Origin of the sequence: Nonomuraea sp. NPDC049625 (assembly GCF_040675285.1) — a bacterium.
GTDB lineage: Bacteria > Actinomycetota > Actinomycetes > Streptosporangiales > Streptosporangiaceae > Nonomuraea > Nonomuraea angiospora_A.
Genome location: NZ_JBFAOQ010000011.1, coordinates 110939 through 124278 on the forward strand (window position 1 = coordinate 110939; position 13340 = coordinate 124278).

Here is a 13340-nt window from a genome sequence, read left to right on the forward strand (position 1 = left end):
CACCTTATCCGGCGTTTGGTGGATTCAGCATGTTCTGTGGAGGAAGCAGCAGAGGATGGACCATATCGACGCGTACTGGCGGGCGGCGAACTACCTGTCCGTCGGGCAGATCTACCTGCTGGACAATCCGCTGCTGAGCGAGCCGCTGCGGCCCGAGCACATCAAGCCGCGCCTGCTCGGCCACTGGGGCACCACGCCTGGGCTGACCTTCTGCTTCGCCCACCTCAACCGGGTGATCAGGGAGCGGGACCAGGACATGATCTACATCGCCGGCCCGGGGCACGGCGGCCCCGCCGCGGTGGCGCACGCGTGGCTGGAGGGCACCTACTCGGAGCGCTATCCGGACGTCTCGCAGGACGTGGAGGGCATGCGGCGGCTGTTCCGCCAGTTCTCCTTCCCCGGCGGGATCCCGAGCCACGTGGCGCCCGAGACGCCGGGGTCGATCCACGAGGGCGGGGAGCTGGGCTATTCGCTCGCGCACGCGTACGGGGCCGCCTTCGACAACCCGGACCTGGTCGTGGCCTGCGTCATCGGCGACGGCGAGGCCGAGACGGGCCCGCTCGCGGCGAGCTGGCACTCCAACAAGTTCACCGATCGCGACCGCGACGGCATCGTGCTGCCCATCCTGCACCTGAACGGCTACAAGATCGCCAACCCCACCGTGCTCGCCCGCATCCCCGAGGAAGAGCTGCTCAAGCTCATGGAGGGCTACGGCTACCGCCCCCACGTGGTGGGGCCGGACCACGAGGAGATGGCGCGCGCCCTGGACACCGCCTTCGACCAGATGGCCGCGTACAAGCAGGGCAGGGCCGACCGGCTGCCGATGATCGTCCTGCGGACGCCGAAGGGCTGGACGGGGCCGCGCGAGGTGGACGGCAAGCAGGTCGAGGGCACCTGGCGGGCGCACCAGGTGCCGCTGGCCAACGTCCGCGAGAACGCCGCCCACCTGGGCATGCTCGAGCAGTGGATGCGCTCGTACCGGCCGGAGGAGCTGTTCGACGCCGGCGGCGGGCCCGTGCGGGAGGTCCTGGAGACCGTGCCGCGCGGCACGCGCCGGATGAGCGCCAACCCGCACACCAACGGCGGGGAGCTGCTGGAGCCGCTGCGGCTGCCGGACTTCCGCCGGCTCGCGGTCGAGGTCAAGGCGCCCGCCGGGCAGTCGAGCGAGCCGACGCGGGTGCTGGGCGGGTTCCTGCGTGACGTGATCATCGCCAACCCGCGGACGTTCCGGCTGATGGGGCCGGACGAGACCGCGTCGAACCGGCTGTCGGCGGTGTTCGAGGCCACCGACCGGGCGTGGAACGCCGAGATGCTGCCGACGGACGAGCACCTGGCCCCCGGCGGCCGGGTGATGGAGGTGCTGAGCGAGCACCTGTGCCAGGGCTGGCTGGAGGGCTACCTGCTGACCGGCAGGCACGGGCTGTTCAACTGCTACGAGGCGTTCATCCACATCGTGGACGCCATGTTCAACCAGCACGCGAAATGGCTGGAGTCATCGCGGAAGATCCCCTGGCGGCGGCCCATCGCCTCGCTCAACTACCTGCTGTCCTCGCACGTGTGGCGCCAGGACCACAACGGCTTCAGCCACCAGGACCCCGGCTTCCTCGACGTGGTGATCAACAAGAAGGCGTCCGTGGTGCGGGTCTACCTGCCGCCGGACGCCAACACGCTGCTGTCGGTCGCCGACCACTGCCTGCGCTCGCGCGACTACGTCAACGTGATCGTGGCGGGCAAGCAGCCGGTGCTGGACCTGTTCACGATGGAGGAGGCCGTCGCGCACAACACGCGCGGCCTGGGCATCCTGCCGTGGGCCTCCACCGACGAGGGCGCCGAGCCGGACGTGGTGCTGGCCTGCGCGGGCGACGTGCCCACCCAGGAGACGCTCGCCGCCGCCGCGATCCTGCGCGAGCACCTGCCCGAGCTGAAGGTACGCGTCGTCAACGTGGTCGACCTCATGCGCCTCCAGCCGCCCACGGAGCACCCGCACGGCATGTCGGACGCCGAGTTCGACGCCCTCTTCACCGCCGACAGGCCGGTCGTGTTCGACTTCCACGGCTACCCGTCGCTGATCCACCAGCTCACCTACCGCCGCCACGGCCACGCCAACATCCACGTGCGCGGCTACAAGGAGGAGGGCACCACGACGACGCCGTTCGACATGGCCATGATGAACGACATCGACCGTTTCCACCTGGTCATGGACGTCATCGACCGGGTGCCCGGGCTCGGCACCACGGCGGCGCACCTGCGCCAGCGCATGAGCGACGAGCGGCTGCGGGCCCGCGCCCACACGCGCGAGACCGGCGAGGACACCCCCGAGATCAGGTCGTGGACGTGGCCGGGCGCATCCTCGTACTGAACACGGGCTCGTCGTCCATCAAGTACGAGCTCGTCGACGTCCGCACCCGCGAGCGCCCGGCCAGGGGGCTGGTGGAGCGCATCGGCGAGGAGCGCGGGCGGCTGACGCACCACGCCGGGGACCGGCCTCCTTACGTGTCGGAGGAGCCGTTCCCCGGGCACGAGGCGGGGCTGGCCGCGGTCATGAAGGCGTTCGAGGCGGCGGGGCCCGAGCTGGACCCGGTCGCGGTCGGACACCGCGTCGTGCACGGCGGTACCCGGTTCACCGAGGCGGTGCTCGTCGACGACGGCGTCATCGGGGCGATCGAGGAGCTGGCGCCGCTCGCACCCCTGCACAATCCGGTCAACCTCGCCGGGATCCGGGTGGCGCGCGGCGCCTTTCCAGGGGTGCCGCAGGTGGCGGTGTTCGACACCGCGTTCCAGCTGGCGTTGCCGCCCGAGGCGTACACGTACGCGGTGCCGCGCGACTGGCGCGAGCGGCTCGGCGTGCGGCGCTTCGGCTTCCACGGCACCTCCTGCGCGTACGTCTCCCGCCGCGCCGCCGCCTTCCTCGGCCGCGATCCGGCCACCCTCGACCTCATCGTGCTGCACCTGGGCAACGGGGCCAGCGCGACCGCGATCTCCGGCGGGCGCAGCGTCGACACCTCCATGGGCCTGACGCCCCTGGAGGGACTGGTCATGGGCACCCGCTCGGGCGACGTCGACCCCGCGCTCGCCGGCTACCTGGCACGCGTGAACGGGATGGACGCGCGGCAGGTGGAGAGCGGGCTCGACCGCCACGGCGGCCTGCTGGCGCTGGCCGGGACGGGCGACATGCGCGAGGTGCGCGCCCGCGACGACGCCGAGGCCCGGCTGGCCCTGGCGGTCTACACGCGGCGCATCCGCAAGTACGTCGGCGCCTACTACGCGCTGCTCGGGCGGCTGGACGCGATCGTGTTCACCGGCGGGGTCGGGGAGCACGACGCGGCCACCCGCGCCGAGTCCCTGGCCGGGCTCGACCGGCTCGGCGTCACCGTGGACCCCGCGCTCAACCAGGACGGGTCGGCGCGGGAGCGGGCGGTCTCGCCGCCGGGCGCGGAGGTGGCCGTGCTCGTCATCCCGACGGACGAGGAATGGGAGATCGCCCGCCAGACCCTCGCGCTGATCACGCCGGGATCATGACGGGCGGCGCGCGACGGCCGGCACCCAGAAGTCCACCGTCGTGCCCGCGCCGGGCGCGCCGCGGATGCTCCACCAGCCGCCGGCCGTCTCGGCCCGCTCGCGCATCTCGATCAGCCCGAAGTGGCCGTCCTGGCCGTCCTGGCGGGTGATCCCGACCCCGTCGTCACGCACGCGGACGTGGACGCCCCCGTCGAGCCAGGCCAGCTCCACGGCGACGGCGGCGGCTCCGGCGTGCTTGCGGACGTTCGTGAGGGCCTCCTGGCAGATGCGGAAGACGGTGATCGCGGCCTCCGCGGGCGGCTCGCCGTCCAGGCGGTTCATCAACTCGTACGCCACCCCCGCCATCTCCCGCTCCAGGTACGAGGCGAGCCCCTCCGCCAGCCCCTCACCGGGCAGGCGTAACCGGAAGGCCAGGTCGCGCAGGCGCCCCACGGCGGCCTCGACGGCGTCGCCGAGCGCGCGCACGTCGGCCGCGTGCTTCTCGGGCAGGCCCTCCTCCATCGCCCGCAGCCGCATCCCGACGGCGACCATGGACTGGATGGTGTCGTCGTGCACGTCGGAGGCGATGCGGCGGCGCTCCCGCTCCTGGGCCTGGACCAGGTGGCCGAGCAGGAGGCCGCGCTCGTCCAGCGCCCTGGCCATGCTGCGCCGCTCGGTCAGGTCACGCGTCACCTTGCCGAACCCGCGCAGCTCGCCGCGCCCGTCGCGCAGGGCGGTGATGACCACGCTGGCCCAGAACCTGGTGCCGTCCCTGCGGACCCGCCACCCCTCCTCCTCCCAGCGGCCGTCGGCGGCGGCCACCTCCAGCCCCGTGAACGGCTTGCCGGCCGCGACGTCCTCGGGCGGGTAGAAGACGGAGAAGTGGGTGCCGATGATCTCCTCGGCCGTGTAGCCCTTGATGCGCTGGGCCCCGGCGTTCCAGCTCACGATCCTGCCGCGGGGATCGAGCATGAAGATGGCGTAATCGCGGATGCTCTGGACGAGCAGCTCCATATCCGCTTGTGGAGGATTATCCACGGCCATACCGCAGCTTTTCACGACGTGGCCCGATGACCCAAACCCTCCCGGCAGGTTCAGGAGTCGTAAGCGCGGGCCTGGAGGGGGGCGAGGCGGGGCGCCAGTTCGCACCACACCACCTTTCCGCCCTTCTCCCCGTCGACGGGCGTGGTCCCCCAGCCGGTGGACAGGAGCCGGACGACGTGCAGGCCCCAGCCGTTCGACGGACCGGGTTCGCGGGGCTCGGGCAGCCGCTCCCCGGCGTCGCCCACCTCGACCCGCACCTGCGCCGCGCTGCCCCGCATCCTCAGGGACGGCGGGCCGTCGCCGTGCACGAGCGCGTTGGTCACCAGCTCGGACACCACGAGGAGGACGTCCTCGTGGTAGCCCTGGTAGCCGCACTCCGCCAGGGCTCGGCGGACGATCCGGCGCGCCGCCGTGATGCTGTCCATCTCCTTCGGCAGGGGCGTGTCCACCTGGTACTGCCAGGCCTTCTCGCTGACCACCCCTCTACTTTCGGGTAGCCATTATCCGATCACGAGACGCATCCGTGCCAGGCCGCCTGGTACACCTGTGGGACGCGAGATGGTGCACATGCGTCAGTCGAGCAGCCCTTCCCTGCGGGCCAGCGCGACCGCCTCCAGCTTGGTCCGGGCGCCCAGCTTCTCCAGCACGTGCTGGACATGGTTGCGCGCCGTGTTGCGGGCCACGCCGAGCCGTTCGCCGATCTCACGCGCGCCCATGCCGTCGGCCAGGAGCAGCAGCGTCTCCCGCTCGCGAGCCGTCAGCGCGGACCCCAGGAGCCCCGCGCGCCCGGTCAGCCGGTCGAGCACCCCCGGCAGCAGCCCGGGCGCGAACACCACCCCGCCGGCCGCCACCTCCCGCACCGCCGATTCCAGCTCCCCCAGCCGGGACGACTTCACCACCAGCCCGGCGCCCCCGGCCGCCACCGCGCGGGCCGCCACGGAGACGGTCGCCTCGCCGGTCAGCACCAGCACCCGCGCCTTGGGCGCCGCCGCCGCCAGCCGCCCGATGGCCGCGATCCCGTCGCCGTCGGGCAGGCGCCGGTCGAGCACGACGACGTCCGGCTGGCACCTGCCGGTCTCGGCCACCGCCCCGGCGACGCTGCCGGTCTGGGCCACCACCTCGATGTCGGGCACCCGCGCCAGCGCCAGCCCGATGGCCTCGGCGACCATGGCGTGATCCTCCACGAGAACCACCCGGATCGAAGGGGGAGTCGCCATGTCTGCCGCTGCCTCTGTCCGCGGTTTCCGCGCCCGCGCGGGGCGCACGCCGGCCCGGCGCCATGAGCAGTGTCCCACGGCCCGCGTGCCCGTGGCCAACGGCGCCGTACGCTCACGGCTTCCAGGGCAGACGGCGGTGCTTGAAGGTCGGATACTTGGTCTCCCAGTACCGCCAGCCCTCGACCCTGGCGGGGATGTTGGCGAATCCGCTGGCGACCCTGACGTCGCGGCACGTGCCCATCACCTGCCAGGCCGACCAGCCGATGCGGTAGCCGAAGACGCGGTACCACAGATGGCCGTACATCCCCTTGGTGATCTCCCGGCTGTATTCGTGGCCGGTGAAGACCATGTGACGCTCTTCGAGGTGCGGAAGCCCCATCCTGCGCATCTCGTGCACCACTTCGCGGGTGGTGATCGGTTCCACGAGGGTGAGCGGTTCATTCGTGGAGACGGCTCTCCGCCTCTCGTTCTCGGTCTCCAGGAACGCGCGGACCTCGTGCTCCCGGGTGACCGACGCCGTGACCGTGCCGCCGGGGCCGTCGACGAAGTTGGTGCGGGGCAGGAAGAAGTTCCGCGGAGAGAGCGAGTGCACCTTGAAGAAGAGGTGCGGGCTGCATCGGTCACCGTGGATGAGGGGGAAGTGGCGGTGGCGGAGTCGGCGGCGGCGGTCGACGGTGTTCGCGGTGTTCGCGGTGTCGGCGGTGTCCGCGGCGGCGGTGGTGTCCGCGGTGTCAGCGGTGTCCGCGGTGCGGTCGGTGTCGTCGTCGTCCGCTCTCGCCGCCGGCACCAGGGCGGCGACCAGGACCATCGAAAGAGAACCGCTCACTGCCCATCTCATCGCGTGACGCGCCTTGGGCCAAGCGGAATTGACTGGGGCAATTGTCCGTGAATTGGGAGTGGACATGTACCGTACCTTTCGGAATGCGTCAGGCCGGGATCCGGCCTCTGCCGCCCGCCGGACGGGCCGACAAGATCGGTACGATGGTTACAGTTGCGGCGAGGCGCTCTTCAACGCCACGCCGCAGGCGAATATCCCATGCTGGGAAAGCGCCGGTGAAAAAGTGTCAATAGCGGGTCGTCCCTTTCACAAACGAACATCGCGGCGTTCCGGCGTCGCCGAGCCTGTGTCCGGAGAGTCGGATATGGGCCGGATGACCTGCTACGACGCCGATCGCGGAGCCGCCCGGACCGGCCAAAAGGGTAATTCCCCGTGGAAATCTGAGAATTTCTCCCGACCTTCCAGGAGAATGTCGGCTGTGTCCTGCGCGTCGTCAGTGCTGCGTCTTGTGCGGGCCGTCGTGTTCGCGACGGTCTGCGGCGCGGTGTCGGCGGGCGGGCACGCGCTGGCGGGCGGCGGTCTGGTGCCGTTCGAGGTCTACCTGGCCGGGGTGCTGGCCGCGCTCGGGCTGGCGTACCTGATCGACGGGCGCGAGCGCGGCGCCGTGGCGGTGCTGGTGGCGACCGTGGGCACCCAGATGCTGCTGCACCAGCTCTTCGAGCGGCTCACGCCCGCGGCCGAGGCCGGTCCGGCGCACGGGCATCCCGCGCCCGGCATGGCGCTGGTCCATCTGACGATGGCGGGACTGACGGCCTGGTGGCTGCACCGGGGCGAGCGCGCGCTGTGGCTCATGATCCGCCTGTACGGCGCGCCGCGGCTGATCGTCCCGCTGCCCGCCGCCGCCGTCCCGGCCGGGACCGCGCGGCCCTCGTGGCGGCCGGTCACCCCCTACCTGACCGCGTACGCGGGAAGGACCGTTTCCGGCGCGATCCTCAGGCGAGGCCCACCCCAGGGGCCGAGGCACTTCGGCTGACGCACGAGTCCTTGGCGCGCCCGGCGGGGCGCGTACCCTTGCCTGTGTCCGGACGGCGCCACGCGCGCGTCCGGGAGATCGTTCTGGAGACCCATCATGGCGTTCCTGCCACGACACATCATCGGGGCGGCACTCGCGTGCGCCCTCGTCCTGATATTCCCCGCGTCCCCGGCGTTCGCGCACGACGCGCTCAAGAGCAGCTCGCCTGCCAAGAACTCCCAGGTCGGCTCGGTCGACGAGATCGAGCTCGAATACAGCGCGAGCGTGAAGTTCCCGTTCGTCGTGCTGCACGACGCGGCGGGCAAGGAGGTCCCGCTCGGCAAGCCGGTGCTCGAGGGGCCGAAGGTGCTCACCGACGTCCCGCAGCCGCTCCCCCCGGGCCCGTACGTCATCGCGTGGCGGGTGGTTTCGTCCGACGGGCATCCCATTGAGGGCGAAATCCCCTTCAGCGTGAAAGGATCACCTTCTTCATCGGCTTCGCCCTCGTCCATCGGCGGGGGGCCGACGGCGAGCACGCCGCCCCGGGCGGTCGGGTCCGCCGCGGCGGCCGGCGAGCGGCCCGCGGCCTCCGCGGGGGTTCCCGGCTGGATCTGGGGCGGGCTGGTGGTGCTTGTCGTGCTGGGCGCGTTCGTTCTGATCCGGACCGCGCGCCGCGGCCCAGATCGGGAGGAAGTGGATGCGGATTGAGGAAGCCAGACAGATCGCTCGGCAGTGGGTGCTGGAGGAAGGCGCCGCGCTACCGGGCTTCGACGGGGCCTTCCTGACCGGGTCGGCCCTGTGGGCCGACCCGGCCGCCGAGCTGGCCGCGACCTCGGACGTGGACGTCATCGTGATCGCGGACCAGCCCGTCCGCCTGGGCAAGTTCGCCTACCGAGGGGTCCTGCTGGAGGTCTCCTCCGTCTCCGAGCTGGGCTCCACGCACGAGGTGCTGAGCGACTACCACCTGGCCGGCAGCTTCCACCTCCCCTGCGTGCTGGCCGACCCGTCCGGGCGGCTGACCGAGATCCAGCGGGTGGTCTCGCGCGACTTCGCCGAGCGGCCGTGGATCCTGGCCCGGTGCACCAACGCCATGGACCGGGTGCGCGGGTTCATCAACGGCATCGACGAGCGGGCTCCCCTGCCCGACCAGGTCAACTCGTGGCTGTTCGGCACCGGGGTGACCACCCACGTGCTGCTGGTGGCGGCGCTGCGCAACCCCACGATCCGGCGCCGCTACGTGGACGTGGGCGAGCTGCTCGCCGAGCACGGGCGGCTGGACTTCCACGAGAGCCTGCTCGAACTCCTGGGCGCCGCGCACCTGAGCGCGGCGCGGGTCGAGCGGCACCTGGCCGTGCTGGAGAAGGTGTTCGACGCCACGGCGGCCGTCCGCGTCCCCTCCTACCCGTTCGACTCGGACATCACCCCGGCCGCGCGGCCCATCGCCATCGACGGCACCCGCGAGCTCATCGGGCGCGGCCTGCACCGGGAGGCGGTCTTCTGGCTGGTGGCCACCTACGCGCGCTGCCTGGCCAAGCGGGCCCTGGCGGGTGAGCAGGCGGGTGAACAGGCGGACGAGCACGGATACGAGGACGGCTTCCGCGACCTGCTGGCCGACCTGGGGGCGGAGACGCGCCGGGACCGGCGCCGCAAGGGAGACCTGGTCCTGGCGGCGCTGCCCGGCGTGTGGCAGACGGCGATGGCCCTGTGTTAGGGCCTCAGGCCACGTAGGGGGTGGTCCGGCGGGCGTCCCGCAGCACCCCGCTCCACCAGCCGAGCTGGTCGAGCAGCGCCTTGGCGGCGACGTCGGGCCCCTCCGGGTCCAGCAGCTCGCCGTCGGGGCCGAACCGGCTCCAGTGCTGGTCGAAGCTGATCGTGTTGCGGATCGTCACGGCGTGCACCTCGGCGAAGACCGGCCGCAGGTGCTCGGCCGCCCGCACCCCGCCGCCGTACCCGCCGTAGGAGACGAGCGCGACCGGCTTGGCCATCCACGCCGTGAAGTGCCAGTCGATGGCGCTCTTGAGCGAGGCCGGGAAACTGTGGTTGTACTCCGGCGTCACCACGGCGAACGCGTCCGCCGCCGCCAGCCGCGCGGCCAGCCGCCTGAGGTCCTCCGGGCGGGACTCCACGTCGGCCAGCTCCTCGGGGGTGGCGGGCATCACCGCGGGCAGCGGCGTCTGCGCCAGGTCGATCACGTCGAGGTCGAACAGCCCGTGCGTGCGCGCCCGCTCCGTGAGCCACTCCGTGATCCTGGGGCCGAACCGCCCTTCGCGAACGCTGCCGGTGATCACTGCCAATGTCATGTTCTCCATGCGTCCCAGGCTCGTGGACACCGGGCGGGCTAGGGAGACCGCGCTGAGACTGGCCCTCGCGGGGCCACGCTACGGGCCGGTCGCCGGGCCTACACTCGTGGCCCGTGGATGACAACGAACTGGGGGCGTTCCTGCGCTCCCGCAGGGAGGCCGTCAAGCCCGAGGACGTCGGGCTGCCCGGCGGCCCGCGGCGGCGCACGCCGGGGCTGCGCAGGTCCGAGCTGGCCACCCTGGCGGGGGTGAGCGTCGAATACCTGACCAGGCTGGAGCAGGGCCGCGACCGCAACCCGTCCACGCAGGTGCTCATCACGCTGGCCGACGCGCTGCGGCTGACCCACGAGGAGCGTGTCCACGTGCGTCAGCTGGCCAAGGTGGCCAGCGGCGACGTGCGGCTGTGCCCGGCCGCGGCCGAGGCCCCGGCCCGCACGGTGCGCCCGACGGTGCGGGCGGTGCTCGACCGGCTGGAGCCCGCGCCCGCCGTGCTGCTCAACCGGGTGGGCGAGGTGCTCGCCCGCACGACGGGGTTCGAGCGGCTGTACGGCCCGGTCGGGCTGCTCGACGGCGATCCACCCAACATGGTCAGGTACGTCTTCGCCGACGCACGGGCCAGGACCGCCTACCCCGACTGGGACCGCGTGGCCGACGAGCACGCGGCCGCGCTCAAGCTGGCGGCGACCAAGGCCGACCCGTTCGCGCAGGAGCTGGTCGCGGAGCTGTCCTTCGCGGCGGGCGAGGCGTTCAGCGGGCGGCCGGCCCGGCCCGCCCCGCCGCTGCCGGCCCCGGTGGAGCGGCTGGCGCATCCGCTGGCCGGGGAGCTGCGGCTCAAGCGCGAGCAGCTCGAGCTCTCCTACGACGACCAGCGGGTGGTCGTCTACCTGCCGGCCGACGCCGCCACCTCGGCCGCGCTCGACCGCCTGACCGGCCGCCTTCCGGGCGCCCTGCGCGCCGTCAGCGGCTGACCGCCCCTACGCGCGGCGCAGCGACCTGGTCAGGCCCGCGGCGATCGTGGTGGCCAGCACCCAGCCGGCGGCGATCAGCCCGTACGCGAGCCACTGCGTCCCGCCGAGCGGGTTGAACGCCTTCTCCTGCCCGAAGTCGACGATCGGCAGCAGCAGGTCCAGCGTGTAGACGAGCGCGTGGAACGGCGGCGCCTCCCCCGGCTTCAGCGGCGGCGGCTCGGCCAGGCCGAACACGATCGTGCCCACGGCCAGGAGCGCCAGCAGCCAGGCGGCCGCGCGTAAGGGGCGGAAGCCGTACCCGACGGTGACGTCCTGCAGGTGGCCCCAGAGCCCGGCGTACCACGGGAGGGTGGCGCGCCGCCGCCGCTGGCCGGCCAGGAGCGTGTCGCGGGCGTCGGCGTCGCTCCCCAGCCGCCGGTACATCGCGGCGAGCTGCTCGTACGCGTTCGGCAGGTAGCCCTCGGGATCCCTGCGCAGCCAGCCGAGCCGGCCGGCGGCGGGCAGCATGGGGTCGAGCACCTCGTACGCGAGCCCGTCCATGCGCATCGCGTCCGGCCAGACGCCGGGGTCGTCGCGCAGGACGCCGATGCGCGCGTGGCGCAGCTCCACCGTGCCCCGGACAGGCGCGGCGGTGCGCAGGGCCAGCTCGCGCGCCTCCACCCGCCAGCATTTGAGCGCCACCTCGCCGGGGGCCTCCAGCGTGGCGTCGTCGAAGCACAGGCGGCTGCCGACCTGCGCGTTGGTCAGGCGGACCCGGCCCTGGGCCGAGAAGCCGCTGCACAGGTTGAGCACCTTGCCGACCGTGATGCCGTTGGCGGTCAGGACCGAGCCGCCTGGGTTGGCCAGCCTGGCGCCCTCGAAGTGGGCGGGGCCGGTGACGGAGGCGTCGAGCAGGCTGATCTCGCCCTCCACGGTCATCCCGTCGCGGGCGTGCAGGGCGCCGTCCACCGTGAGGCCGTCGCCGGCCAGGGCCACGCCGCCCGGGTTGCGCAGGGTGGCGCCGTCGAGGTTGAGCGAGCGGGCGACGGCGGCGCTCCCCAGGCGTACCTGGCCCTCGGTCTCGACCAGCGACAGGAACAGGCCGCCCTCGGCGTTGAGCCCGCCGCCGCGCACGGCGATGCCGCCGGGGTTGCGCACGCGCGAGCCGCGCAGCGTGAGCGGCCCTCCGACGCGGGCGGAGCGCACGCAGATCTCCCCGTCGACGGTCATCCTCCGGGCGAGCAGGCCCACCTGGGCGGTCAGATTGGACGCCTCGAGGGCCATGCCGCCGGGCGCGTGCAGGCGGGCGTCGTCGAGGTTCACGGCGGCGCCGATCCGCGCGGCCGTGAGGAAGATCTCGCCGTGGCTGCTGAAGCCGTCCTGGGCCCGCAGGTTGCCCCCGACGTCGAGGTGCTCGCCGTTGACGACGACCCCGCCCGGGTTGTCCAGGTGGGCGCGGTTGAGGTTGAGGTTGCCGCTGACGCGCGCGCCGGACAGGCGCAGCTCGCCGGTGACGTGGCAGCCGGCCAGGCGCAGGTTGCCGTCCACCTGGATGTTCGAGGCGATCAGGCCGGGCAGCGTGGAGCCGCTCAGGCTGAGGAACCGGGTGCGCGCCTGGTACAGGTCGGGCGCCTCGTCGAACACGCACTGCTCAAGGGTGATCGGGAAGCCGATCTCGGCGAAGGCCAGGTGGAGCAGGCCGGTGATCCGGGCGCCGATGAGGCGCAGCGCGGGCTTGGGCCCGTCGTGCTCGCCGAGGAGCAGCTCGGCCAGAGCCTGCGCGCGAACGGCCGGGTCGAGGTCGCCCGAGCGCAGGTCGACTTCCCTGCCGTGGGGCACGGCTTCGGCCACGGCCCGCTCGGCCGGGAGGAGATCGGTGATTTTCACACGGCCATACTGCGTTGCCCGCCCGGTATCCGCAGCCGATCTCCGCGGCCGCCTACTCGCGTACGTCGAGCCCCAGCGCGCCGGCCACGACCGTCGCCTGGAACGGGTCGATGATCGCGTTCTTGAGCGTGACGGTGAGCGGGTCGAGCGTGCTCAGGTCGCTGCCGCGCAGGTCGCACCGCGTCAGGTCGGCGCCGCGCAGCGACGCGCCCGACAGGTCGGCCCGCCGCAGCTCGGCGCCCTCCAGCCGGACGCCCGACAGGTCGGCCTCCCGCAGCCGGGTGCCGCGGAAGACGCTGCCCCGCAGGTCGGCGCCGGCGAGGCCGACGTACGACCAGTCACCGCCCTCGACCTTGAGCAGCCCGTACGTGCACCCGTCGAACACGCTGCCGGTCAGCTTGCACCCGTCGAACGTCGCGTCGAAGAACGAGCACCGCGTGAACGTGCAGTTGACGAAGCGGGCGTCGTCGTGGACCGACACGTTGAAGCGCACGTTGCTGAAGTGGCACTCCTCGAAGGAGGAGCCGTGATCGACCAGCTCGGTCATGTCCACGTCCTGGAACAGCACCCGGCGATGGCTCTCGCCGGAGATCTCCAGGCTGTCCCAGTCGGTGGACCAGATCGTCTTCTCGGTGGGCTGGGTCATGCGAACAAACT

General features: G+C 72.6%; 13 protein-coding genes. 6 read left to right on the top strand and 7 right to left on the bottom strand.

What is annotated here, in order from left to right; translation table 11 throughout:
* Positions 1-55 precede the first annotated feature (55 nt).
* Both AB0J87_RS39320 and AB0J87_RS39325 read left to right on the top strand, forming a co-directional pair.
* A complete protein-coding gene (locus tag AB0J87_RS39320) occupies positions 56-2359 on the top strand; it encodes a phosphoketolase family protein (protein ID WP_363974311.1) in 2304 nt (767 codons plus the stop codon).
* Positions 2335-3519 (top strand): acetate kinase, encoded by a 1185-nt coding sequence (locus AB0J87_RS39325; RefSeq protein WP_363974314.1) that lies wholly within the window; start codon positions 2335-2337, stop codon positions 3517-3519. Before AB0J87_RS39320 ends, AB0J87_RS39325 begins: the two co-directional genes overlap by 25 nt.
* On the opposite strand, the gene AB0J87_RS39330 is transcribed toward AB0J87_RS39325, so the two are convergent.
* The 4 genes from AB0J87_RS39330 to AB0J87_RS39345 all read right to left on the bottom strand — a co-directional run bounded on the left by AB0J87_RS39330 (position 3514) and on the right by AB0J87_RS39345 (position 6585).
* On the bottom strand, positions 3514-4512 hold the full coding sequence (locus AB0J87_RS39330; protein ID WP_363974317.1) for a PAS domain S-box protein: 999 nt from the start codon (positions 4510-4512) through the stop codon (positions 3514-3516). The genes AB0J87_RS39325 and AB0J87_RS39330 overlap by 6 nt on opposite strands.
* Before the next feature lie 80 nt (positions 4513-4592).
* Positions 4593-5021 carry an ATP-binding protein gene (locus AB0J87_RS39335; RefSeq protein ID WP_350727879.1) on the bottom strand — a complete coding sequence of 143 codons (429 nt, stop codon included), beginning with the start codon at positions 5019-5021 and terminating at the stop codon, positions 4593-4595.
* A 93-nt stretch (positions 5022-5114) separates the two neighbouring features.
* The gene (locus tag AB0J87_RS39340; protein ID WP_363974320.1) at positions 5115-5759 is read right to left on the bottom strand and encodes a response regulator transcription factor; all 645 of its coding nucleotides are present in this window, start codon (positions 5757-5759) and stop codon (positions 5115-5117) included.
* Positions 5760-5871: 112 nt separating this feature from the next.
* The gene (locus AB0J87_RS39345) at positions 5872-6585 is read right to left on the bottom strand and encodes a hypothetical protein (protein WP_363974323.1); all 714 of its coding nucleotides are present in this window, start codon (positions 6583-6585) and stop codon (positions 5872-5874) included.
* A 448-nt stretch (positions 6586-7033) separates the two neighbouring features.
* Between AB0J87_RS39345 and AB0J87_RS39350 the strand changes: the two genes are divergently transcribed.
* The 3 genes from AB0J87_RS39350 to AB0J87_RS39360 all read left to right on the top strand — a co-directional run bounded on the left by AB0J87_RS39350 (position 7034) and on the right by AB0J87_RS39360 (position 9260).
* On the top strand, positions 7034-7570 hold the full coding sequence (locus AB0J87_RS39350; protein ID WP_363974326.1) for a hypothetical protein: 537 nt from the start codon (positions 7034-7036) through the stop codon (positions 7568-7570).
* Between the two features lie 96 nt (positions 7571-7666).
* A complete protein-coding gene (locus tag AB0J87_RS39355) occupies positions 7667-8257 on the top strand; it encodes a copper resistance protein CopC (protein WP_355195958.1) in 591 nt (196 codons plus the stop codon).
* Positions 8247-9260 carry a hypothetical protein gene (locus tag AB0J87_RS39360; RefSeq protein WP_363974329.1) on the top strand — a complete coding sequence of 338 codons (1014 nt, stop codon included), beginning with the start codon at positions 8247-8249 and terminating at the stop codon, positions 9258-9260. The genes AB0J87_RS39355 and AB0J87_RS39360 overlap by 11 nt, the downstream gene beginning before the upstream one ends.
* A gap of 4 nt (positions 9261-9264) precedes the next feature.
* On the opposite strand, the gene AB0J87_RS39365 is transcribed toward AB0J87_RS39360, so the two are convergent.
* A complete protein-coding gene (locus tag AB0J87_RS39365) occupies positions 9265-9849 on the bottom strand; it encodes an NAD(P)H-dependent oxidoreductase (protein WP_350727873.1) in 585 nt (194 codons plus the stop codon).
* A gap of 113 nt (positions 9850-9962) precedes the next feature.
* Between AB0J87_RS39365 and AB0J87_RS39370 the strand changes: the two genes are divergently transcribed.
* Complete coding sequence (locus AB0J87_RS39370; protein WP_363974332.1) at positions 9963-10817, top strand: helix-turn-helix domain-containing protein; 855 nt, start codon at positions 9963-9965, stop codon at positions 10815-10817.
* A gap of 6 nt (positions 10818-10823) precedes the next feature.
* On the opposite strand, the gene AB0J87_RS39375 is transcribed toward AB0J87_RS39370, so the two are convergent.
* Together AB0J87_RS39375 and AB0J87_RS39380 are read right to left on the bottom strand one after the other, a co-directional pair.
* Entirely contained in the window at positions 10824-12683 is a 1860-nt protein-coding gene (locus AB0J87_RS39375; protein WP_363974335.1) for a hypothetical protein, read from the bottom strand.
* A gap of 52 nt (positions 12684-12735) precedes the next feature.
* Positions 12736-13329 (bottom strand): pentapeptide repeat-containing protein, encoded by a 594-nt coding sequence (locus AB0J87_RS39380; protein ID WP_363974338.1) that lies wholly within the window; start codon positions 13327-13329, stop codon positions 12736-12738.
* Between the last annotated feature and the right edge of the window lie 11 nt (positions 13330-13340).